General features: G+C 65.0%; 16 protein-coding genes. 13 read left to right on the top strand and 3 right to left on the bottom strand.

Annotation, left to right across the window (positions count from 1 at the left end; genetic code table 11):
- Nucleotides 1-9: 9 nt before the first annotated feature.
- Together AC2YHT_RS13320 and AC2YHT_RS13325 are read left to right on the top strand one after the other, a co-directional pair.
- Nucleotides 10-1059 (top strand): efflux RND transporter periplasmic adaptor subunit, encoded by a 1050-nt coding sequence (locus AC2YHT_RS13320; protein WP_487290273.1) that lies wholly within the window; start codon nucleotides 10-12, stop codon nucleotides 1057-1059.
- Complete coding sequence (locus AC2YHT_RS13325) at nucleotides 1056-4154, top strand: efflux RND transporter permease subunit (RefSeq protein ID WP_487290274.1); 3099 nt, start codon at nucleotides 1056-1058, stop codon at nucleotides 4152-4154. The genes AC2YHT_RS13320 and AC2YHT_RS13325 overlap by 4 nt, the downstream gene beginning before the upstream one ends.
- Here AC2YHT_RS13325 and AC2YHT_RS13330 read toward each other — a convergent pair.
- Together AC2YHT_RS13330 and AC2YHT_RS13335 are read right to left on the bottom strand one after the other, a co-directional pair.
- Nucleotides 4109-6175 (bottom strand): putative bifunctional diguanylate cyclase/phosphodiesterase, encoded by a 2067-nt coding sequence (locus AC2YHT_RS13330; RefSeq protein WP_487290275.1) that lies wholly within the window; start codon nucleotides 6173-6175, stop codon nucleotides 4109-4111. The genes AC2YHT_RS13325 and AC2YHT_RS13330 overlap by 46 nt on opposite strands.
- 124 nt (nucleotides 6176-6299) lie before the next feature.
- Nucleotides 6300-7046 (bottom strand): NAD(P)-dependent oxidoreductase, encoded by a 747-nt coding sequence (locus tag AC2YHT_RS13335; RefSeq protein ID WP_487290276.1) that lies wholly within the window; start codon nucleotides 7044-7046, stop codon nucleotides 6300-6302.
- A 474-nt stretch (nucleotides 7047-7520) separates the two neighbouring features.
- Here AC2YHT_RS13335 and AC2YHT_RS13340 point away from each other — a divergent pair, with 474 nt between their 5' ends.
- From AC2YHT_RS13340 to AC2YHT_RS13365, 6 genes are all read left to right on the top strand, one after another.
- The gene (locus AC2YHT_RS13340) at nucleotides 7521-9779 is read left to right on the top strand and encodes a TonB-dependent receptor (protein ID WP_487290277.1); all 2259 of its coding nucleotides are present in this window, start codon (nucleotides 7521-7523) and stop codon (nucleotides 9777-9779) included.
- Between the two features lie 285 nt (nucleotides 9780-10064).
- The gene (locus AC2YHT_RS13345) at nucleotides 10065-10688 is read left to right on the top strand and encodes a VOC family protein (protein ID WP_487290278.1); all 624 of its coding nucleotides are present in this window, start codon (nucleotides 10065-10067) and stop codon (nucleotides 10686-10688) included.
- Nucleotides 10685-12349 carry an FAD-dependent monooxygenase gene (locus tag AC2YHT_RS13350; protein ID WP_487290279.1) on the top strand — a complete coding sequence of 555 codons (1665 nt, stop codon included), beginning with the start codon at nucleotides 10685-10687 and terminating at the stop codon, nucleotides 12347-12349. Before AC2YHT_RS13345 ends, AC2YHT_RS13350 begins: the two co-directional genes overlap by 4 nt.
- 47 nt (nucleotides 12350-12396) lie before the next feature.
- Nucleotides 12397-13272, top strand: coding sequence for a fumarylacetoacetate hydrolase family protein (locus AC2YHT_RS13355; RefSeq protein WP_487290280.1), 876 nt, complete (start codon nucleotides 12397-12399; stop codon nucleotides 13270-13272).
- A 129-nt stretch (nucleotides 13273-13401) separates the two neighbouring features.
- Nucleotides 13402-14055 (top strand): glutathione S-transferase family protein, encoded by a 654-nt coding sequence (locus AC2YHT_RS13360; RefSeq protein WP_487290281.1) that lies wholly within the window; start codon nucleotides 13402-13404, stop codon nucleotides 14053-14055.
- A 250-nt stretch (nucleotides 14056-14305) separates the two neighbouring features.
- Nucleotides 14306-15541: an MFS transporter gene (locus AC2YHT_RS13365; RefSeq protein WP_487290282.1), complete on the top strand. Its 1236-nt coding sequence runs from the start codon at nucleotides 14306-14308 to the stop codon at nucleotides 15539-15541.
- Nucleotides 15542-15654: 113 nt separating this feature from the next.
- On the opposite strand, the gene AC2YHT_RS13370 is transcribed toward AC2YHT_RS13365, so the two are convergent.
- Nucleotides 15655-16617 carry a PDR/VanB family oxidoreductase gene (locus tag AC2YHT_RS13370; protein WP_487290283.1) on the bottom strand — a complete coding sequence of 321 codons (963 nt, stop codon included), beginning with the start codon at nucleotides 16615-16617 and terminating at the stop codon, nucleotides 15655-15657.
- A 225-nt stretch (nucleotides 16618-16842) separates the two neighbouring features.
- Here AC2YHT_RS13370 and AC2YHT_RS13375 point away from each other — a divergent pair, with 225 nt between their 5' ends.
- From AC2YHT_RS13375 to AC2YHT_RS13395, 5 genes are all read left to right on the top strand, one after another.
- On the top strand, nucleotides 16843-17814 hold the full coding sequence (locus AC2YHT_RS13375) for an alpha/beta hydrolase fold domain-containing protein (RefSeq protein ID WP_487290284.1): 972 nt from the start codon (nucleotides 16843-16845) through the stop codon (nucleotides 17812-17814).
- A 3-nt stretch (nucleotides 17815-17817) separates the two neighbouring features.
- Entirely contained in the window at nucleotides 17818-19071 is a 1254-nt protein-coding gene (locus AC2YHT_RS13380) for a M24 family metallopeptidase (protein ID WP_487290285.1), read from the top strand.
- 75 nt (nucleotides 19072-19146) lie between these two features.
- Nucleotides 19147-20547: a Rieske 2Fe-2S domain-containing protein gene (locus AC2YHT_RS13385; protein ID WP_487290286.1), complete on the top strand. Its 1401-nt coding sequence runs from the start codon at nucleotides 19147-19149 to the stop codon at nucleotides 20545-20547.
- Nucleotides 20548-20640: 93 nt separating this feature from the next.
- On the top strand, nucleotides 20641-21840 hold the full coding sequence (locus AC2YHT_RS13390; RefSeq protein ID WP_487290287.1) for an aromatic ring-hydroxylating oxygenase subunit alpha: 1200 nt from the start codon (nucleotides 20641-20643) through the stop codon (nucleotides 21838-21840).
- Nucleotides 21840-22184, top strand: a complete 345-nt coding sequence (locus AC2YHT_RS13395; protein WP_487290288.1) for a hypothetical protein — start codon at nucleotides 21840-21842, stop codon at nucleotides 22182-22184. Before AC2YHT_RS13390 ends, AC2YHT_RS13395 begins: the two co-directional genes overlap by 1 nt.
- The last annotated feature ends 489 nt before the right edge of the window (nucleotides 22185-22673 follow it).

A 22673-nucleotide genomic window follows, 5' to 3' on the forward strand; every position in this document is an offset into this window, starting at 1 on the left:
GGGGCCCGCATGGGCGCCGTCCTGCTGAGCCTGGCCGCGTTAAACGCCTGCTCACCGAAGACCGGCGGGCCGCCGCCCGCAAGCCTGACCGTAGAATTGGTCAAGCCTGAAACCCTGACATGGCCGCAGCAAATCCGCGCCAGCGGCGGACTGCTGGCTTGGCAGGAGGCGATCATCAGCGCCCAAACGGGGCCGCTGCGCATCGACAATCTGCGCGCCGATGTCGGCGCTCGGGTGCGGCGGGGCCAGGTTATGGCGAACCTGTCCCCCGACACCCTCCTGGCCGATCGCGCCCGCCTGCGGGCGGCGGTGGCCGAGGCGGAGGCCAATCTTGCTCAGGCCGACAGTGATGTCGACCGGGCCAGCCAGGTCGCCTCCAGCGGCGCCTTGTCGGCCCAACAGATCCAGAAATACGCCGTGACCCAGCGCACCGCCCAGGCCGCTCTGGCCCAGCAGCGTGCGCAGCTGCGCAGCACTGAAATCCAGCTGGCTCAGACCCAAGTGACAGCGGTGGACGACGGGGTGGTCTCGTCGCGTTCGGCGTTGCTGGGCAAGGTGGTCAATTCGGGAGAGGAGTTGTTCCGACTGGTGCGCCAGGGGCGCGTTGAGTGGCAGGCGGAGCTGGGCGCCCAGCAACTGTCCAGGGTCAGGGCCGGCCAGCGGGCCGAGGTCCGTCTCCCCGGCGGCGAAGCCGTCACCGGCGCGGTGCGCTTGGTCTCTCCGACCCTGAACACCAGCACGAGTCGCGGCGTCGCCTATGTCAGCCTGCCGCCCGGTTCGCCGGCCCGCGCGGGCATGTACGGCAGCGGGGTGATCGATGTCGGGGCCTCCCAGGTCATGACCCTGCCCGACACCGCCGTGGTGCTGCGTGACGGGCGCGCCTACGTGTTCGTGGTCGGCGCGGACAAGCGTGCGCATCGACGCGCCGTGACGACCGGCGCGCGTCAAGGCGGACGCATTGAGGTCTCCGGGCTGGGCGGCGAGGTGAGCGTGGTCAAGAGCGGCGCGGCCTTCCTCTCCGACGGCGCGAGCGTTCTGGTCACGGGAGCCGTGCGATGAACATCTCCGCCCTGTCGATCAAATATCCGGTGCCGGCCATTCTTCTGTTCGTGCTGTTGACCGCCTTTGGCGTCTACGGATTCCAGCGTCTCGACATCCAGCACTTCCCGGACATGGACCAACCGACCGTCAATATCGCCGCCACGCTGGAGGGCGCTGCGCCCGAGCAGCTGGAAACCGAGGTGGCGCGCAAGATCGAGGACAAGCTGACCTCGCTGCGCAAGCTCGATCACATCACCACGACCATCACCGAGGGCGCGGTGAATATCGCCGTAAGCTTCACGATCGACAAGGATTCCAACGAGGCCGTCCAGGAGGTTCGTAACGCCGTCGACGGCGCCAAGAACGACCTGCCGTCGGCGCTGCAGACCCCCACGGTCTCGAAGGTCACCGCGAACGCATCGGCCATGCTGACCTACGCGATCACCTCGCCCAGCCTAGACGAGGAGGCGCTATCCTGGTTTGTCGACAACGACGTGGCCAAGGCGCTCCAGTCGGTGAAGGGCGTAGCGACCGTGTCGCGCATTGGCGGGGTGACGCGCGAGGCGCACGTGGACCTGGATCCAGCCCTGATGGCCGGCCTCGGCGTCAGTCCCCTGACCGTCAGCAGCAAGCTCAAGGACATGCAGAGCGATAGCTCGGGCGGCCAAGGCGACATCGGTGACCAGCGTCAGTCCTTGCGGACCCTTGGCGCTGTGCACACGCCGCAGGATCTCGCGGCCGTCGCCGTCCCGGCCGCCGCCGGTCAGATGGTTCGCCTCGACCAGATCGCCAGGATCAGCGACTCGCACGCCGAGCGCAGTTCGCGCGCCTTCCGTGATGGTCACGAGGTCATCGCGTTCAACGTCACGCGCTCCTTGGGTTTTGGCGACGTGGCCGTGGCTAAACGGGTGCGCGAGAAGATCAAGGCCTTCGCCGCGGCGCATCCCGAGGTGGTGATCAGCGAGCAGAGCAACACGATCACGCCGATCATCGAAAACTATGACGGCTCCATGCACTTGCTGCTGGAAGGCGCGATCCTGGCCGTTATCGTGGTCTGGCTGTTCTTGCGCGACTGGCGCGCGACGCTGATCTCGGCCACCGCGCTTCCCCTGTCGATCATCCCCACCTTTGGCGTGATCTATCTTTGCGGATTTACGCTGAACCTCGTTACCCTGCTGTCCATCGCCCTGGTGATCGGCATTCTTGTCGACGACGCCATCGTCGAGGTCGAGAACATCGAGCGCCATCTGAGGATGGGCAAGCCTCCCTACCAGGCGGCGATGGAGGCGGCCGACGAGATCGGCCTGGCCGTCGTCGCCACGACCCTGACGATTGTCGCGGTGTTTCTTCCCACCGCCTTCATGGCCGGCATCCCCGGCAAGATCTTTCGGCAGTTTGGCGTCACAGCCGCCGTGGCCGTGGTGATGTCCTTGCTGGTGGCCCGATTGCTGACGCCCATGATGGCCGCATACCTCTTGCGCGCGACGCACGGCGAGGAGCGAGACGGCGCGCTTATGACCCGCTACCTGGGCTGGGTTCGCACCACCTTGCGTCGCCGTAAGACAACGGCGGTCGCCGCGGGGCTTTTTTTCGCAGCCTCCCTGGCCATGATCCCTTTTCTGTCCAGCGCTTTTCTTCCGGCGCAGGACGACGCCCAGGTCACGGTGTCTTTGACCTTGCCGCCGGGGAGCACCCTGGCGCAAACCACGGCCGCTTCCCTCGACGCGGAGCGTCGCATCAGGGCGCTGCCGGAAGTCCGCAAGGTCTTCACCGAAGCCGGCACCGCCACGAGCGGCGGCATGGAAGCCAGCTCCAGCGCCGATCTGACCGCGTCCACCTTGATTGTCGATCTCGCGCCGCGCGGAGAGCGCCGGCTCAAACAATCGGGCGTCGAAGCGAAGATCCGCGAGGCCTTGAGGTCGCTGCCCGGGGTCCGGGTGTCTGTCGGCGGATCGGGCAACGGCGAGGCGCTGCAGATCGTCCTGACCGGCGACGACAGCGATCTGCTCAACCAGACTGCCAACAAGGTCGAACAGGAAATTCGCAACCGCATTTCAGGCATTGGCAACGTGACCTCCAGCGCCGCCCTGCAGCGGCCGGAGATCCAGCTGACGCCGGACTACGCGCGCGCCGCGGCCTTGGGCGTGACCAGCGCCGACCTTGGCCAGGCCATGCGCGTGGCCACGTTCGGCGACTACGCCGCCTCGCTGCCCAAGCTCAATCTGTCCGACCGTCAAGTGGACGTCCGGGTGAGGATGGATCCAGCCTTGCGCACCGACCTGGACTCCATCGGCCAGTTGCGCGTGGCCGGCGGCAACGGGCAAGTCGCGCTCGCCTCGCTGGGCCGCCTGTCCATCGGCAGCGGACCCTCGCAGATCGACCGCCTCGACCGGGCTCGCCAGGTCACCCTGACCGTCGAGCTCAATGGGCGCGTGTCCGGGGAAGTCATGCGCGAGGCCAAACGCCTGCCTACGCTCAGCGCCCCGCCGGCCGGGATTAAGCTGGTCGAGCAAGGCGAGGTTCAACGGACCTCGGAACTGATGAGCAGCTTCGGGCTGGCGATCGGCGTGGGGATCTTCTGCATCTATGCGGTGCTGGTGCTTCTCTTCAACGACTTTCTCCAGCCGGCGACCATTCTGTCGGCCCTGCCGTTGTCGCTCGGCGGAGCGCTGCTGGCGCTGCTGGTGTCGCGCATGAGCTTCTCCCTGCCCGTCCTGATCGGGCTGCTGATGCTGATGGGCATCGTGACGAAGAATTCCATTCTGCTGGTCGAATACGCCATCATGGCCCGCCGCACGAACGGAATGACGCGTCTGGAAGCGGTGTTAGACGCTTGCCATAAGCGCGCGCGCCCGATCCTCATGACCACCATCGCCATGGGGGCGGGGATGCTTCCCAACGCCCTGGGTCTCGGCGCGGACCCGAGTTTTCGACAGCCCATGGCCGTCGTCGTGTTGGGCGGGCTGCTGACCTCCACGGCGCTCAGCCTGCTGGTCGTGCCCGTCGTCTTCACCTTCGTAGACGACGCGGAAATCTGGTTGCGCCGCCAGGCCTCGCGGCTAGGCGGTCACAAGACCGCCTCGTCGAAGTCCGAGGCGGCTGCGCCCAGGTAGCTCGTCGCCTGCTGCGCCGACATCGGCTTGGCGAAGTGAAACCCCTGGGCATGGGAGCAACCCAGATCGCGGACGGCGGCGAGGGCCTCGCCCCCCTCGACGCCGTCGGCGACGACCTGTAGGCCGAGCGCCTGACCGAGCCGTAGGATGGAGCCGATGATCACCGGATCGAAGTCGGACACGAACGCCTTGGAGATCTTCAGCCGATCGACGGGATAGTCGCGCGGGTTGCCCAGCGACCCTTGCCCGGCGCCGAAATTGTCGAGCGTCACCTTGACGCCGCAAGCGGCAAGCCCGCGCACGGCCTCGCTGACGGTGAGGTCGGCGCGACCGCTGCTCATGGTCTCGTTGACTTCGATCGACAGCTTGTCGCCCGGGACCTCCCAACGCGCCAGCCGGCCGCGAAGCTCTTGGATCAACCGGCCATCGCGCAGCTGCGTGGCGGAGACATTGATGGCCACGGGCGGCGGATCCAGACCCGCGTCCATCCATGTCCGCAGTTGTTCAAGAACGCTCTCGAATGCGAACTCGCTGAGCAGCGGCGCGACCTCCGGGTCGTCGAACGCGGTGGCGAACGCGGCCGGGACCAAGACGCCCAAGTCCGGATGGTTCCACCGCACCAAGGCCTCAAGGGTCGCCACCGTGCCGGTGTCGAGCTCGATGATGGGCTGATAGAGCAGGGAGAATTCGCGGTCCGCCAAGCCTCTGCGGACGTCTCGCAGCACCTGCAATCTTTCCTCGACGCGGGTGCGCATCGTGTTTTGAAACAGCACGCTGCGTCCGCGACCGGCCGCCTTGGCCTCGTACATCGCCAGGTCCGCGTTCTTCAGAACCAGCGCCCCGTCCGTCTCGCCCGGACGATGAAACGCCGCGCCGATACTGGTGCTGATCACGAAGTCCTGGCCATTGTATTGCACCGGGTTTCGCAAGAGCGCCTCCAAGGCGGCGATTGGGCGCAGCAGGACTTGCGGATCGCTGACGTCGCGCATCAACACGGCGAACTCGTCGCCGCCGAGGCGGGCGACGGTGTCGCTCTGGCGAAAGGCTCGGCGCAGTTGGCCCGCCAAGGACTTCAGCAAGGCGTCGCCGGCGTCGTGGCCGAACGTGTCGTTGACCTGCTTGAAGTAGTCCATGTCAATCATCACCACGCCCAACCCTTCGGCCCGATCCTGGGCCGCGGCGGTCGCCTCGCTGAACGCGGCCTGGAAGGCGGCGCGATTGGCCAGGCCCGTAAGCCCGTCGCGATAGGCCAGAGCCTCGACACGCTGCTGCTGGTGGTGGCGGTCGGTGACGTCCTTGAAGACGATGATGACCCGATCGGGCGTTCCTGATGAGCTTTCAAACCGTTCGCCGATGGCGTCGATCCAAGTCTCGACCGCATCGTCGCGGTTGAGGCGGTAGGTCAGGTGGAAGGGCGCGCCTTGATGCGCGCAGGCGTCGAAGGCGGTCTTCAACCCTAATTGATGGTCGCGATGGGCGGTGGTCTCGACGCCGCGGCCCAGGAAAAACCGCTCCAGGTCGTTGCACATCGACTGCAGGCACACCTCGCCCGAGCTCAGGCTGGTCTCCATCACCAAGGAGCGGTCGAGCTTGAGCGCCATCGAAAGCCGCTGCTGGGCTTGTAAGGCCGCGAAGGTGGCGCGGACCGTCTCGGTGATCTCGCGCATGTTGAGGACCAGACGGCGCGGCGTCGACATGCTCGGCCAGGGCGACAGGGTCGCCGCCCACCAGCGTTCGTCCCGGCCCTCGACCTGACAGGTCGCCGACTTGCCCTCGGCGCAACGTGTCAGGGCTTCAGCCAGCGCCGGGCCTATGAAGTGGTCGGTGATCGGCGTTGGCGCCAGCGGCAACGACTGGCCCTCATCCAGCCAGCCGCGGCTGAATTGAACCGGACGGTGTTGCAGGTCCAGCACGACCAGCGGAAAAGGCACACGACCAACATGGGCTCGAAACGCGCCCTCATCCTCTCCGTCGCCGAGCCCACTGGCCGGCGTGTCGGTGTTGGCGATGGCCGCTTGCATGAACGTCTCCTCACTAGAGACAGAGCTTTGCGGTCCAGCGGTTTGCCAACCGGTTTATGCGGCTGCGGCATGGCGTCGCGCCCGCAGCAGCGACGAGCCTAGGCGGCGGGAGCGACGTGCGTGGTCATGCGCGATCGGCTCGCGACGGCGTGCTCTTGTGGCGGCGTTCGCCGGCGGGAAGAGCCACCCCGACCCGCGACCGCGAAAGCGGCCCGTTGGTCTGAAGGTGATCCAAGATCACCGAAGCGGCGTCTTCGTAGAAGATCGTCTGGCGCGGGACCGCCAGCCGGAAGGCGACAGACAGAGCCAAGCTGGGCAGCATCCGGGTGATGCTTGGCCTAGGTGTCGGCCATACCTCGCGCGACAAAACCAGATCCTCAGTGGCCCGACCGTCGGGCGCTTCGATCATGGGGCCTGGGCAGAGAACGGACCAATCGAGCTTCGTGCGGGTGATGGCCTGGTAGTTGGTTCGATGGCGCGTGTAGATTTTCGGGACGCCTGGCAGCGTTAGGGTCATCCGCGTCGTTCCCGGAACATCCAAGAGCGCCGCGCCAGCAAACATCCAAAATCGGCCACCAGCGCCGAGCGCCTCCTCGGCCGCGCTGATAATGCGCTGCACGAGCGGATTGAAATCGGCTGTGTCGATATAGCCTGCGGCGTTGATAACGACATCGTGGCCCGCCATGGCTTGGCTCAGCTCGCCCTGGCGGCCGAAATCCACAGGTCTGACCCTGAGCCGCTCGTTCTCGGGCTCGTCGAACCGCCCGGAGTCCCGAACCAGCGCGGTCACGACGTGGCCCTTGTCCAGCCCCTGCCTGACCAAGCAACGCCCGCTCTTGCCCGTCGCGCCAAGAATACAAACCTTCAACATGCCCGTCTCCATTGGGAATGAACAGGATTTACACGGTCGAGATACGGGCCGCGGCCCTTTGATATGGCGCCAATGTTTGCTGCGACAGGTTCACGGATGATCTTCGCCAGCATCATTCCGCGTGATCGCTCGCAGAGGGCAGGTTCAGTTGACCAACTGCGCCTGCGAGCTTGTCAAGCGCTATGGGGGGCTGCGGCGTTCCTAGGCGTTGGCGCGGCGCCTCCGCGGCCTGCCGACGGCTGGCCCCATCGGCGAGGCTGCCACGGTGCTGACGAAGCCCGAGGGGCAGGAGAGGGCGTCGCTCTAACGACCAGCGGTCCGAAGATTTGCCATGAGCCGCATGGGGTGCGTTGAACTCGAATTTAAAATATGCATACATATCTTGGTGGGCCGTGTCCCACAGAGAAAACGAAAGCGGCAAAAGCCGCGGAGCCCGGCAAATGCCGAGGTTCAGAACATCGGGGAGGAGGGATTATGAACGTTAACAAGCTTGCCTACGGCGCATTGCTGGGTGTGATGCTGCAAAGTCCGGCGTGGGCGCAGGACAAGACGACCCCGAACGACGCTTCTGCGTCGTCCGACGTGGTGGTCCCGGAAATCATCGTCACGGCGCAGCGTCGGTCGGAGACGCTGCAGAACGCGCCGATCGCGGTCAGCGCCATCACCGGCAAGAACCTGGCGACGACCGGGGGCTCCAACGTCGCCGACCTGCAGGGTCTGGTTCCGGCCACCCAATTCCAGACCAACCAGAACAACTCGATGAACGTCTCGATCCGGGGCATCACGACCACGAACATCCAGATCGTCGGCGAGGCGCCGATTTCTTACAATGTCGACGGCGTGCCGATCACCCACGCCATCTCGCAACCGGGCGGCCTTTACGATGTCGACCGGATCGAAGTTCTGCGGGGCCCGCAAGGCACGCTGTATGGCCGGAACTCCACGGGCGGCGCTGTCAACATCATCACCAGGAAGCCCGATCCGAGCGGCTTTGACGCCTCTGCCCAAGGCAGCTACGGCAACTATCAGAGCATCAATCTGGCGGCGATGGTCAACGTGCCGCTCAACGAAAACCTCGCCATGCGCGCCAGCGTCGAGCGTGTGGCCCACGACGGCTACACCGACGATGGCTTCAACGATCAGGGCACCACGGCCGCGCGGCTGGGCGTGCTCTACAAGAAGGGCGCCGCCCGCCTTTTCATCGGCGGCGACTACACCAAACAGAAGAACGATGGCGCCAGCTTCTCGCTCTGCCCCCCGGGCTCGGCGGCCTCCGGCCCCGCCCTGGCGTCGCCGGCCGGCGTCATCATTCCCAACTACTGCGCCAACACGCCCTGGCAGCCGAAGGCGGGCGGGCGGCGCGACAGCGAGACCGACCAAAACTTCAACAATGTCGAGAACTATGGCCTGCGCGCCGAGTTGAACGTCGATCTGCCGATCGGCGCTCTGACCTATATTCCCGGCTATCGCCACGTCACCCAGCGCAGCCTGGGCCTAGGATCCACCCCTGATCGGCTCGCCTTGACCGGCGGTGACTATGTGCACGTTGGAATCAAGGTCCTCAACGACACCAACGAGGTCCAGTCCCACGAGCTTCGCCTGGCGTCCAACGACGACTCGAAACTGCGGTGGCTGGTGGGCGGCTTCCTGCTGGACGACAAGGTGCATGACTTCCGAGACTCCGTGACGAACCTGCCGATGTTCGGCGCCGCCACGGATACGGGCATCAGGGTTTTCTCGCGGGAACGCAAAAACCTCAGGACCAAGTCGGCCGCCGCCTTCACGCAGGTGACCTACCCGATCACCGAGGCGGTGCGCTTGACCGGCGGGTTGCGCTATACGCGCGACAAGCAATCGAGCCGCGGCTCGACCAACGTCGTGCAGAGCGACGGCAGCTCGGTGCCGGTGGACGGGGACGGCGACCTGACCTTCAAAAAGGTCACCTGGAAGATCGGCGTCGACGCCGATCTGAGCGACCACTCCCTGCTGTTTGGATCGGTGAGCACCGGCTCGAAGGCCGGCGGCTTCAATCCCGGCGCCCTGGTCAGCACGTTCCCGGCCGAGTCGGTCACGGCCTATGAAGGTGGGATCAAGAACAGCTTCTGGAACCGCCGGCTGAAACTGAACCTGACCGCCTTCCACTACGACTATTCCAACTACCAGTATCAGTTCTTCGGCACCATCTACGTCAACAACCCCGCCGCGCCCGGCACGACGGTTCCGCTGCAACTCAGCGTCACGCGGCCGGCGAAAAAAGTCAGCATCAGCGGGGCCGAATTTGAAACGGGCCTTTATCTGCCCGACGGGACGATCCTGGACGGCAGCGTCAGCTATCTGGACGGCAAGTTCAAAGAGTTCACCAATGACGGGGTGAGCTACTCCGGCAACAGGCTGCCCTATTCGCCCAAGTGGACGGTCACGGCGGGGATAAAGCACAAGTTCGACCTGGGCGATCTTGGCGCTCTGACTCCCGAAGCGCACAGCCAATACTATACGCGTCAGCGCACATACTACTATGACGCGCCTGGATCGATTCAGAAAAGCTACGTTCGGACGGACGTATCGTTAACTTGGGTCGATCCGACCGGCAAGCGCCAAGTCAGTGGATGGGTGCGCAACCTCGAGGACGGCGCGCGTACGACCCAATATCTCACCCAGTCGCTGTTCAACTCGGACGTCGCGCTCCTGGCGCCGCCGCGCACCTACGGGCTCACCGTCAGCCTGAACTATTGATCCCTAAGCGGCGTCACGATCCGCCGCTTACCTCCAGGGGCTCTTCTTACGAAGAGCCCCTTTTTTTGGCCACCGCCACAGGCGCGCGGCCGGGCCTGGCTCCCGGATCGCGCCGCCTTGACCGCTAAGGGTTGGGATGCCGCTCGACACGGTGTGCGGCGGCCGGGTCGGGGCGTCTGAACGCATCTATCGGCTGGCTGGGTGGCGCGCGGCAGCGAACTTTCGCTGGAGTTCGCGTGTATGATATGTACTCTTATTATTGTGGGGCGCTTCGTGAGGCCGAAAATGAACAGCTCGGACAAGCCGCCGCGGCAAGCCTGCTCGCCCCTGAAGATCAGCGAGATCATTCTCAAAACCGCCCGACTGGACGAGATGAAGGCCTGGTATGCTTCGGTCCTGGGCGTCGACCCCTTCTTCGAGCACGCACCCGCGGCGGACGTCCGGCCGGGCGACTATGGCGGTCAGACGCGGGCCTCGGACCTGAGAATGTGCTTTTTCCGGCTATCGGAAGAGTTTCCTAACACCCAGACCATCGGCCTCTTCGAGGAGCCCGGTGTCCAGGCGGCTGTGTTGCAGACATCGCCGGGCCTACACCACATGCAGTTGATGACCGGGAGTCTCGACGGCCTCTGCGAAAAGTACGAGGCGATGAAGAACAACGGCATGCTGCCGCACCGAAGCGCCGATCATGGTCCGATGACGAGCTTCTACTACCGTGATCCGGACAACAACAATGTCGAGATCACCGCTCAGAACTTCGACAGTCTAGAGGAGATGATCGCGTTCATGGCGTCGGCCCAATTCAAGGCCAATCCTTCGGGACGGGAATTGGATCCGGAGACTTACATGGCCGAGCGGCGAGGGCGCGGCTTGGCGGCGAAAGCGCGCCCACGGAGCGCGGGCCTGTGAACGCTGAGACCACACCGGTCCTGATCATTGGGGGCGGACCTGTCGGACTTTGTCTCAGCATCGATCTGAGCTGGCGAGGCATACCAAGCCTGCTCGTCGATCAAGGCGCCAAGGCGCTTCGCGCCGAGCATCCGAGGATGGATCAGGTCAGTATCCGGTCGATGGAACATGCGCGTCGCTGGGGCGTGGTGGCCGACATCGAGGCCGCCGGCTTTCCCAGAACCTTGTCGCGCGACATCGTGTTCACGACCGGCCTGCTCGGACGCGAGCTCGCGCGCGAGCCGGTCGCCTCGGACGCCACGCGCCCACCGCCGCCCTTCAGCCCTCAGAAGCACGAGCTCTGTCCTCAGAACTTCTTCGACCCGGCGCTTCAGACCATCGCGGAGCGGTCGGCGATCGCCGACATTCGTTATGAGCATCGACTGGACAGTCTGTCGGAAGATGCTGACGGGGTGACAGCGCAGATCACCAACCTGGCTAGCGCCGAGACGATGGCCGTACGCGCCCAGTTCGTTGCAGGCTGCGACGGCGCCGGCAGTACGGTGGCGCAGCTGATCGGCGTGGGCGCACCAGGCGCCACCTTGCTGGCGCAGAGCACCAATATCTTTCTGCGCAGTCCTGAGTTGACGGCGCGGGTCGCCGCGCGCCCGGCCTACCGTTACATTCTGGTCGACGAAACCGGCGCGTGGGGATCGATGATCAACATGAGCGGCCGCGACGTCTGGCGCGTCCAGGTCCTGGGCGACCTTGATCGCAAAGCGTGGAACGAGACGCGCGCCCGGCAGATCGTCGACAAGGCGATCGGCGAGCCGATCGCCTACGATTTACTGTCGATCGCACCCTGGCGGCGAAGCGAGCTTGTGGTTGATCGCTTTTCGACGGACCGCTGCTTCCTGGTAGGCGACGCCGCACACCAACTCTCGCCCACCGGCGGCTATGGGATGAACACCGGGATCGGTGAAGCGGTGGACTTGGCTTGGAAGCTGACCGCCGCGATCAAGGGCTGGGCCGGCCCAGGCCTGCTGGCCAGCTACCACGAGGAACGGCGTCCGGTAGCGCTGCGCAACGCCGCCCGTGGCACCATGAACTTTCGTCGGATGCGCACGGTTCCTGGCGATCGGGCCCTTTTCGCGGTCGGCATAGAGGGCGACGCGGCCCGCAAAGCGATTGGCGGCTCGCTCCGCGCCACGATGGCGGCCGAGTGGGACTCCATGGGCATCCACCTTGGCTACAGCTATCAGAACTCGCCCTTGATCATTCCCGACGACGCCGCGCCGATCGAGGACGATCCAGTGAACTATCGCCAATCTTCTCGCCCCGGGGGACGGGCGCCGCACCTGTGGCTGGCGTCCGGTTTCTCGACCTTGGACCTTTTTGGCCGCGGATTTGTGTTGCTGGTCTTCAGTGACGACGCCGATCCCAAGCCCCTGGAACGCGCGGCTCAAGCGCGATCGCTGCCCCTGGAGGTCGTGCGGATTCGGGACGCCGAGGCGGTCAGGCTTTACGAGCGGCCTCTCGTCCTGGTCAGACCCGATGGCCACGTCGCCTGGCGCGGCGCATCGGCCGCTGACGCCCTTGCGATCATCGATGTCGTGCGGGGCGCAGGGCCAGCGAGCCCTTGTGGTCATGGCGACGCCGCGCGCATCAACACGAAGAGCTGAACGCTCGGGCCGAGCCGCCTGACCGCGCCTGACGCAAGGAGGCGACGATGAAGATCGTGAAGTTTGAGTTTGAAGGCGGGACCGGCGCAGGGATCGTCGAGGGCGACGATGTGCGTCTCGTCGGCTTCGAACGTCACAAGCCGGCGGAGACGGCGAGCTTCACGCCACACCGCTGCACGCCCGACGAATTGGAACAGATGGCTCGATCCTGCGGTCGCACCCTGGCATTGAGCCAGGTGAGGCTGGCGGCGCCCTGCGACCCGCTGCGGAAAATCCTCTGCGTCGGCATGAACTATCGCGACCATACTCGCGAGATCGCGGTCGAGCCGCCCGACTACCCCGTCCTGTTCATCCGAAGTTTCGACTCCCTAGTCGCGCACAATCAGCCGGTCGTGCGTCCGTTGGCGTCGTCGACATTCGATTTCGAGGGCGAGATCGCCGTGGTTCTCGGACGTGGCGGGCGTCACATCAAGGCCGTCGACGCGCTCGACCATGTGTTCGGATACAGCTGCTTTCTCGATGGAAGCGTGCGCCAGTACCAGAAGCACTCGCTCACCGCCGGAAAGAACTTCTGGCGCTCGGGCGCCATGGGGCCATGGATCGTCACCCGCGACGAGGTCGACGGCTTGGACTTGCGTCTAACCACCAGGGTGAACGGTCGCCAGGTGCAGGAGGCTCGGGCCAGCGAGATGATCTTCGGCATTGCCGAAATCATCGCCTACTGTTCGCGCTTTGCCCTGTTGCAACCCGGCGACGTCATCGCCACCGGGACGCCTGGGGGCGTCGGCGCCCGCCGCCAGCCGCCCCTCTGGCTCAACGACGGCGACGCGGTCGAGGTCAGCGTCGAAGGCGTCGGTCGACTGTTCAATCCGGTGACCGACGAGCGCTTGGAACGCTACCGTCCAGCCGAAGCCTCAAGCTGAACCTCGCCGCCAGCCAGGCCCAGGACCCACCCAACATGCTCACCCGTCTGGACGCTTGGCGTGGCTATCGCCGCCGCGCCAAGCGCCCGGACCCTAGATCTGCGCCAACGGCGCCCACGGGATCGGACCATGAATATTGTCGTCTATCAGTTTCCGGCCGCCTGTTCGCGGGTGACCATGAACGCCCTCGAAGAGGCGGGCCTGACGTACCAAGACGTCTGCGTCAACATCCGCGCCGGGGCGCAGAAGTCGCCCGATTATTTGGCGATCAATCCCAAGGGCAGGGTGCCCGCCGTACTCTTCGACGGCGAACTCATGACCGAGACCGCCGCGATCTTGTGGACGCTGCACGCCTTGCGTCCCGAGGCGGGGCTGCTTCCCAGCGCGTCCGACCCCGTCAGCGCCCACCAGGCCATGAGTGACTTGGTCTGGTGTTCGTCGACGCTGCATCCTGCGGTGAGGCAGGTGCGCATGCCCATGAAGTGGACGACGGGACCGACCGAAGGTGTGGTCGAAGACGGCGTCAACAAGCTGCTTGTCGAATGCGCGAACATCGCCGACAGGGTGGGGGAGGGGTGGTGGTTCGGCGAGACCTGGTCGATCATCGACACCTATCTATACTGGGTCTACAACACCGCGCAGAAAAGCGGCTTTCCGCTGGAGCGCTTCCCGCGACTGCTGGGCCACGCAGAGCGTGTCCGGGCGAGGCCGGCCTTCAACCGCGTCCTCGCGCGCGAACAGAGCGCGGTCGAGCGCTTCAACCTTTCCGACGTTGTGCTCTAGCGCCGCCAACGTCTCCTCGCGCCGGTCGCGCGCGGCTCGCGCCAACGTATTGCTTGTTGGCTTGACAGCCAGGGCGGGAACCGGCCCGGCGCGACGGTTTGCTCATAGCCTTCGCGGTAAAATGCGATAATAAGTACACATCTTTATAACAGCAACCGACCTCGTCCTTATACGCGCATCCGCCGCGGGGCTTGGGGGGGCGCATAATGGTCAGGGCGGCCTGTTCTCGCTCTGCGCAGGGAGCAAACCTTTGAAGATCTCCACGTCAGTCACGGCGGGTCCATCCTCCCGACCGACCTTCCTCAAGAGCGCCACCCTGCTGGCCCCTATGGCGATGCTGGGCATGGGACCGTCGGCGTTCGGCCCGATCCTCGCGGAGATTCACAAGGAATTCGCGACCAACCCCGGCGCCAACTGGCTGGTGCCCATGGTTCTGACCCTGCCCGCCGTCTGCATCGCGCTGTTCTCGGGGGCGGCCGGGATCTTGGCGGACCGCTTCGGTCGCAAACGTCTTTTGGTGGGCTCTCTTTTGCTGTTCGGCCTGGCCGGCGCTGCGCCGTTCGTCCTCAAGAGCCTGGGGGCGATCCTGGCGAGCCGTTTCCTGGTCGGCGTCGCGGAGGCCGGTCTTGCTATCTCCTCGACCACACTGATCGGCGATGAGTTCGAAGGCGCCGCGCGCGAAAAGATGCTGGCGTCTCAGGTGGTGGTCGCCGCCAGTGCGGCGGTCGTGGTCGCCGTAGCCGCGGGCGGGCTGGGCGCGTTGGGTTGGCGCCACGCGGTTCTGGTCTATTTGCTCGCCTTTCCGCTCTTGGCCTTGGTCGTCTTCGTGGTTCGGGAACCGCGCCGTTCCGAGCGTCGCGTTCGCGAAGACAAGCCCGCCTCTCTGCAGGCGTTTCCTTGGAAGCCAACCTTCGCCGCCTGCGGTCTGATGCTGGTCACCTCGATGTTCTTCTGCGTTCTTCCCGTCGATATGGCTTTTGTAATGTCCGCCATCGGCGTCGGCGACCCCAAGATCATTGGCTTGTCGATGGCCGCCATGGCGGTCGGCATCGGTGTTGGCGCTGGGCTGTTCAAGACGCTTTCGCGGCTTGGAATCCCGCTCGTCCTGACCCTCGGCTATGCCGTCATGGCGGCTGGTTTCCTTGGCATCGCCTTGGCGTCGAATTTGCCCTGGACGATCGCGGCCTGCTTCGTGACCCAGATCGGCGCGGGCCTGGCGCTTCCCGCCGTGCTCGCCGCGGCGCTTAAGCTGTTCTCTTTCGAGTTCCGTGGCTTCGGTACGGGGCTGGTGCAGTGCGCCAATTCCCTAGGTCAGTTCGTCTGCGCCCTTGTCGTCGCCGGCCTGGCGACGATGTTGTCGGGCATTAGCGGCGCGATGACGGTATTGGCCCTTTTGGCGGCGATGGCGGCGACCTGCGCAGGCGTCTTTTATCTGCGCGGTAAACGTCCCGCTTTGGGCGCGCAGGTCGCCGACCCCGCTGAATGAAGCCGGCCTGACCGTCTCGCCTTCGGCCGATCGGCGAGGCCACATGGATGATCGTTGAAGCCCGCGCCGGTTGGCGCGGGCTGAAACCATGCCCTCAGGCTAGGGCTGCTGGCTCAGAGGTCAAGGACGAGCCTGCCGCCGAGCGCGCGCGAACAGCACGGCGTCATGAACTGACTACGCTCCTCTTCGGTGAGGATGAAATCACGGTGGTCTGGGGCGCCGGACAGCACGCGCGTCAGGCACGCGCCGCAGATTCCCTGTCCGCACGAGACCTCAATCGCCACGCCTTGTCGCTCCAAGGCCTCGACGATGGTTTCCTCCTCGCCCACGACAATGACCTGGCCGCTGCTCTTGATCTCGACCTCGAACGCTCCGCCCTCGAGCGCTGGCGGTGAGGGCGGCGCGAAGGCCTCCCAGTGCAGGGCGTGGCTGGGCCATTCCAGATCGCGCGCGGTGGCGAGCACCGCCTCGATCATACCCGCCGGCCCACAGACGTAGAGATGGCGGTCCGGCGCGTTCGTGGCCAGGACTTCCTTGGCGTCGAACCGCTGGCCGGCCGGCCCGTCGTCGAAGTGTGCGCGCACACTGGCGGCCCATGGCGCGGCGGATAGACGGTCCAGGAACGCGGCGGCCTCGCGGCTGCGCGCGCAATAGTGCAGTTCGAAGGACTGTCGATCGCGCCAAAGGCTCTCGGCCATGGCCAGGATCGGCGTGACCCCAATGCCACCAGCCACCAGGATGGTGTGCTCGGCGGGCTGGAGCGGAAACAGATTGCGTGGCGTCGAGATCTGAAGAACCTCGCCCACCGACAGCGCATGCATCGCCATCGACCCGCCTCGCGAGTCCGGGGTCTGCAGGACGGCGATCTGGTAACCCGGCTGCCCGCCAGACCCGCACAGCGAATACTGGCGCACCAGTCCTGCGACATGCACATCTATGTGGGCGCCAGCGTCGTAGGGCGGCAGGGCGCGTCCATCCAAGGCTTCCAGCTCGAAGACGCGAACCCTTTCTCCGTCAGCCGTGATGCTGGCCACGCGGGCCGCGAGGATCGTTGTCGTCTGGGCGTTCATTTCCATCACCACCGTCTTGATCGCGCCTGCGTCGTCCGCGACCCGAGAGTTTCCCAGCCCGCCAGCCGGACAGCGCCAACCGCCCGATGCGCGGCGTTGGCGGCGTCAGTTCGCGGACGCGCCGCTCCCGATCGAACACGGGATCGACGTGGCCCGCGGCGCTTTGCGCTTGCGTTGGAGATAAATAAGAACTCTTATTATGACGCAACAAAATAAATTGGGGAGGACGGTGTGACGCAGGCGCAGCCAAGCCCGGAGATGATCGCTGTCATGCAGCGCGTTCGCGAAATCGGCGAGCGGCTCGGACCGCCGCCCGCGGACATCGCTGCGCTCGGCGCCTATATGAAACGCGCGGGCGCCTGGTGGAACGAAGGCGGGCCCGCAAACGTCAGCGAAGCCGACATCGTGGTGGAAACCGGCGCCGGACCCCTGGAGGGCCGGCTCTATCGACCCGACGGTGCGACCGATCGACCGCTCTGGGTTTACCTGCATGGCGGCGGGTTCAGGTTCGGCGGCGTCGAGAGCAATGCGCGGCAATTGCGGGAGATCGCGGCGCTATGGGGCGGCGCCATTCTATCCCTGAACTATCCCCACCTTCCGCAGGCGCCGTTCCCCAGGGCGGTCGATCAAGTCGCCGACGCCTATCATCGGCTCGTCGGACTTGGCCAAGAACTGGGCTTCGACGGCGATCGGATCGCCTGGGGGGGCAATTCGGCCGGGGCTAGCGTCAGCGCCGGGGCAGCCGTCGTGGCGGGGAGCGGCGGGGCCGACTTTCTCCGCGCCGGCGTCCTGATCTCGCCCGTCGTCAACGGCGCCAGCGACACAGAATCAATGCGCATGTTCGGCGATGGGCCCTGGTTTCCCACGCGCCAGGCCACGGTGGAGACTTGGCGCGACTATATGGCCGACTGGCCCGACGCCCAGGATCCGCGCGCAGACCTTCTGCAGGCTGATCCGCGCCTCTTGACGCCACTGTTCATCGCATCAGCCGAAATCGACGTCTTTGCGAGCGGGGCGAGCCAACTGGCGGAAAGCCTCGGGGCCGCCTGCGTCCCGGTCGTCCATCGGACCTACCTCGGGGCGACGCATCTCTTCTTCAACTACTCGCGGATGCTGCCCGCCGCACAGCGCTGTGTGGCCGACATCGCCGAGTTTCTAAGCGGGGCGCTGCCGGCCGGGCGCGTCCACCAGGCGGGAGTGTAACAAATGTCATCGAAACCGACGTCGGGGAACATCGGTCCCTTGCTCTCGCTCGCCGAGCGCGACCGGCGCTTCGACCGTACCCGTCGACTGTTGGACGAAAAGGGCTTGGACGCGGTGCTGGTTTTCGGCCAACGCGGCCGCGAGCGATATGAGGGCTATCTTTCAAACGAGTCGATCGAAGGCGTGGTGGCGTTCTTCCGTGACGCTGAACCCGTCTATGTGTCCTGGACCCACCATCGCCTGACGCGACGGTTCGCGGCGAACATGAGCGACACCCGCTTCTGGATCGACGATTTGCGCGTGGGCCCGACGGGACCTTTGCTGATCTCGATCCTGACCGAACGGGGCCTCGCCGCCGGACGGATCGGCGTGGTGGGCCTGGACAGCAAGGCGCCGGGCGAAATGCACGGCGTTATTCCCTATCGCACGTGGGAGGCGGTTTTAGGGGGGCTCGCCAAGGCCGAGTTCGTCGACATCTCAATGGAATTTTCCATGATGATGCTGGCCAAGAGCGATGAGGAAATCGCCCTGGTGCGCTATGGCGCGCGGCTTGGCGAAGAGGCGTGCGAGGCCATGTTCGAGACGGTGCGGCCCGGCGTGCGCGAAAGCGATGTCTATGCCGCCATCATGGACGTCATCTACCGCGGCGGCGCTATCTCGGTGCCGCCCCAGCTGATCATCAGCGTCGGCGCTGACGATGTCGGGTGGGCTCCGCCCTTCTGGAATTACGCCGGGGGTGAATCTCGGGTGATCCGCGAGGGCGACCTCGTGCAGGCTGAGATCTTCCCCTGCTATGGCGGGATGGAGACGCAGATGCAGATGTCTGTCGCCCTCGAGCCCGTGCCCGTGGTCGTCCACGAACTGGCCAGCGTCGCGCGGGCCTCTTACGAACGGGGGCTGGAACACGCCCGCGCCGGCGTCGCTTTCCAGGCCTTGGCCACGCAGATGGAGCAGCCCGTGCTGGCCGATCCGGAGCATTGGACCGTGACCCCGCTCGTCCACAGCGTGACCCCCATCGTCGTGGCCAGCCGCATTGGCATAAATATCGAACGCTCGCCGTTCTTCGACCGCATGCCCGGCGCGCGCACCTTGCCGGCGCTCAACGACATCACGCTGGCGCCAAACATGGCGCTGGCCTTCGAGCCCAACGTTTGCCGCGGGTCCTGCCGCGTCAACATCGGCGGCACCGTTCTTATTACCGATGGGGCGGCCGAGGAACTCAACAGCCTGCCGACCCGAATGCAGGTCCGCGGCTAGCGGCGGATCGGCCGCTTTCAGCGCCCACCGCTCTTGTAAAAATACGAGTACATATCTAAACAAATAGAGCCGGTCGTGACCGGCAAGAACGGAAAGGGGAGTCCCGTGGCCTACGGCGTAGATGTACTAACCAAGGTCGGCCCAGGAACGCCGATGGGCGATTTCATGCGGCAGTTCTGGCTGCCGGTCGCCAAGGCCAGCGAAGTCGAAGCCGACGGCGCGCCGCTCCGGCTCATGGTGTTGGGCGAAAAACTCATCGCCTTCCGCGACAGCAGCGGAGCGGTCGGCGTGCTGGACCACCGTTGTCCGCACCGGTGCGCGTCCTTGTTCTTCGGCCTGAACGAAGAGGGCGGACTGCGCTGCAGCTACCACGGCTGGAAGTTCGACGTTGACGGCAATTGCATCGAAATGCCCAACGTCTTGCCGAGCCAGGACTTCTCCAAGCGCGTTAAGGCCAAGGCCTACAAGGCCCGCGAACGCAACGGCATGATCTGGCTCTATATGGGCCCGCGCGAAACCCCGCCGCCGCTGCCTCAGATCGGCATCGTCAACGACGAGCCCCACGACCTCATCATCGACATGACCGCGCGCGACTGCAACTGGCTGCAGGCGCTGGAAGGCGACATCGATCCTTCGCACCTGAGCTTCCTGCACCATGGCAAGCACAGCGTCGAACAGGTGAAAGGCGACTTCGTCGGCGAGTGGATCACCACCGATGCGCGCGTGCGCGATAATGTGGTCGACACCGGCTGGGGCGTCATGGAGGGCCATGTGCGGCCCCACGGCAATGCGCCCAACTACTGGCACTACTCCCAGCAGCTCTTCCCGACCTGGACCATGCCGGGTCAGGACGAGATGCACCGCGAACATCCGGTGGTGCGCTTTTGGCTGCCCATCGACGACGAGCACAGCATGAACATCCAGTTCATGCTGCCCGGCGGCTTCGACCCCTCCGGTCAGCCGCAGTTCTTCGCCAAGAAACTGGCCCAGTTGCCCGGCGTGCGCAAACGCTCGCGCGATTTCCTGACGCCAAACACGACCGACTGGTACGGGCGCTGGAACATCTCGCCGGCCCTGGAGAACGACTTCTTCATGGACCGCGACGTGCAGCGCCATGAAAGCTTCACCGGGATCGAAGGCGTCCAGGTGCAGGACAAGGCGATTACCGAGAGCATGGGCGCCATCGTTGACCGGACCTTTGAAACCCTCAGCCCCGCCGACCTGATGATCGCCACGGTGCGACGCCGCCTGATCGAAGCGGTGACCAAGCTGGAAGCCGGCGAAACGCCCGAAATCGTCGACAAGCCTGAACTCTATCTGGGCGCGTTCGCCGGCGGCGTGCGGGGCGGCGATACCGACGATTGGGTCGCGCTTTATCGCAAGACCATCGCCGAGCTGGGCCTGCCCGAACCCGCGATCGGTGATCGCCGGATGGGACCGGACGCGCGGGTGGCGAACCTCGAAACCTCCGCCTGATCCGCTCGCGTCGACGCCCTCTCGCCTCGATCGCTGCGACCACTCCGTCAGCCTTGCGCGCGCTCTGCGCCCGCCTTCAGAGAATTTTCAACCATGACAGAACCCCAGACAAAGTTTTCCGGTGGCGTTGGCGGCCTGAAGGACATCATCTCGGTTCCCGACAAGCTCAGTCAGGAATACCACGACCAGGTCATCGACAAGATTTTCCGCAAGACCTGGTTTATGCTCGCCAATGTCAACGACATCCCCATCGATGGGTACATCGCCTACGACGTCCCCACCTTCAAGACTTCGGTGGTGATGACGCGCAACAAAGAGGGCGTGGTTCGCGCATTCCACAATGTCTGTCGCCACCGCGGCAAGAAGGTCGTCAGCACCAAGTGCGGCTTCGGGTCGGGCCAAGGCTCGCGACTGACCTGCTGGTTCCACGGTTGGAGCTATGGCCAGGACGGCGGCCTGCTGGTGGTGCCCGACGAGCGCGCCTTCGCCAATCTCGACAAGGACGCGATGGGCCTGGTGCCGGTTCGCAGCGAGGTCTGGTCAAACCTGATCTTCGTCAACTTTGACGACGAGGAGCCCCAGCCGCTGCGTGAATGGCTCGGCGAGCTTTCCGAGGGCTTCGACAACTACTACTCGGAGATGGAGAAGATCAGCACCATCGTCTCCGAGGTCGACGCCAACTGGAACTTCGCCATGGACGGGTTCTCGGAAGGCTATCACACCGTCTTCCTGCATCGGAACACCCAGCCGGAGCTCGCCGGCAAGGACAATCCCATGCGCCACCAGCCGGCGGTGGACATCTATGAAAAGCATGTCCGGTCCAGCAACGCGGCCAATCCGGACTACAAAGGCCCCCCCGCCGAGCGTCTGCTCTACGCTCAGGGCCGCAAACTGTCTCCGGCCGTTGAAACCGACATGTCGTCGCTGCCGCCGGGGGTGAACCACACGCGAAGCCAGCCGTGGTTCTTCGACGTTGTCTGGCTCTTCCCCAGCATGGCGATTTTGAACGGTCCGCACTGGGTCACCGTGCTGACCATCTGGCCCATCTCCAAGGATCGCACGCGCCTGGTTTCCGACAACTACGCCAAGAAGGCTCGTCACGCCGGCGATCGCCTCGCCCAGGCCTACATGCGCGGCCTGCTCGTCAGCGTGATGCGCGAGGATCTCGCGGCGTTGGAAGAGGTCCAAGCCGGCCTGGAGTCCGGCGCGGTCGAAAACCTCTATGTCTCGCGCCAGGAATTCGTCCTGCAAAAGCGATACGCGCTGATCAACGCCATTCTGGAGCAAGCCTGATGACCACCCAAGCCCTTCCCGAGGCGTTCAGCGACCTGCAGCCGTTCGTGGCTGATTGGGCCCGGCGTGGCCAGACGGCGCGTTATAATCAGATGCTCGACGCAGGCATCGAGAAGCTTCGGGTGTTCTACAACGCCATGATGCCCCGTATGGACGCCATCATCGCGCACCTGAACACCTTCCCGCTCGACGCTATGCCGCCGGCGGAACAGGCCCTGTTCGATATGGCGCTGACCTTCGCCGAGACCGCCCACCCGGTCGATTTCAAGTGGAAGGCCGTGCAGTTCGACGACGTCTACCCGATCGACAAGATCAAGCTGATCAGCACTTCCGAAGCTTGGTGATCGGCCTTGGGACCGGCCCGCAAGGGCCGGTCCACTTTCTGCCGGTCTCTTCCGCCTCCAGCCTTGGATTAGCCAAGCCGAAGAGCCCCAAAATCAAAGCAACTAGAACGCAATTGCGCTGCCGGGCCTCACGAGACGCCTTTTGAACAGCGCAGTTGAGGATGCTGCGCAGATCCCATGACTGGCCGCTAGCCATTTCGCGGCCGGACCCAGCTCTGGTGGAGTTGCTCTGGCGAGCCCTCGACTACGAGCGCGTCATAACTGAACCGCCCTTTCAGACGGAGCTGAGCTGCAACGCCGATGGCTTGCGCTGATTGGATGTCGGTCCGCCATGCGCCCTTATAGACCAGCCCAGCGTGTCCTGGTTTCGTTTCGCCCCCCCATCGGCGACCATTAAAGCCAGCTGAAGCGGCCACTGTCGGAGGAGGTCGCGCGCCGGACTTTTCGACCAGCGCGCGCAAGCGTTGCAAGTAAACCGCCAACGCCTGA

The sequence above is a fragment of the Caulobacter sp. SRI_008 genome (genome assembly GCF_057586355.1).

Bases quoted from the DNA above. Each gene is read 5' to 3' on its own strand.
- AC2YHT_RS13320 (WP_487290273.1), top strand. From the start codon at position 10: ATGGGCGCCGTCCTGCTGAGCCTGGCCGCGTTAAACGCCTGCTCACCG.
- AC2YHT_RS13325 (WP_487290274.1), top strand. From the start codon at position 1,056: ATGAACATCTCCGCCCTGTCGATCAAATATCCGGTGCCGGCCATTCTT.
- AC2YHT_RS13330 (WP_487290275.1), bottom strand. From the start codon at position 6,175: ATGCAAGCGGCCATCGCCAACACCGACACGCCGGCCAGTGGGCTCGGC.
- AC2YHT_RS13335 (WP_487290276.1), bottom strand. From the start codon at position 7,046: ATGTTGAAGGTTTGTATTCTTGGCGCGACGGGCAAGAGCGGGCGTTGC.
- AC2YHT_RS13340 (WP_487290277.1), top strand. From the start codon at position 7,521: ATGAACGTTAACAAGCTTGCCTACGGCGCATTGCTGGGTGTGATGCTG.
- AC2YHT_RS13345 (WP_487290278.1), top strand. From the start codon at position 10,065: ATGAACAGCTCGGACAAGCCGCCGCGGCAAGCCTGCTCGCCCCTGAAG.
- AC2YHT_RS13355 (WP_487290280.1), top strand. From the start codon at position 12,397: ATGAAGATCGTGAAGTTTGAGTTTGAAGGCGGGACCGGCGCAGGGATC.
- AC2YHT_RS13360 (WP_487290281.1), top strand. From the start codon at position 13,402: ATGAATATTGTCGTCTATCAGTTTCCGGCCGCCTGTTCGCGGGTGACC.
- AC2YHT_RS13370 (WP_487290283.1), bottom strand. From the start codon at position 16,617: ATGGAAATGAACGCCCAGACGACAACGATCCTCGCGGCCCGCGTGGCC.
- AC2YHT_RS13380 (WP_487290285.1), top strand. From the start codon at position 17,818: ATGTCATCGAAACCGACGTCGGGGAACATCGGTCCCTTGCTCTCGCTC.
- AC2YHT_RS13390 (WP_487290287.1), top strand. From the start codon at position 20,641: ATGACAGAACCCCAGACAAAGTTTTCCGGTGGCGTTGGCGGCCTGAAG.
- AC2YHT_RS13395 (WP_487290288.1), top strand. From the start codon at position 21,840: ATGACCACCCAAGCCCTTCCCGAGGCGTTCAGCGACCTGCAGCCGTTC.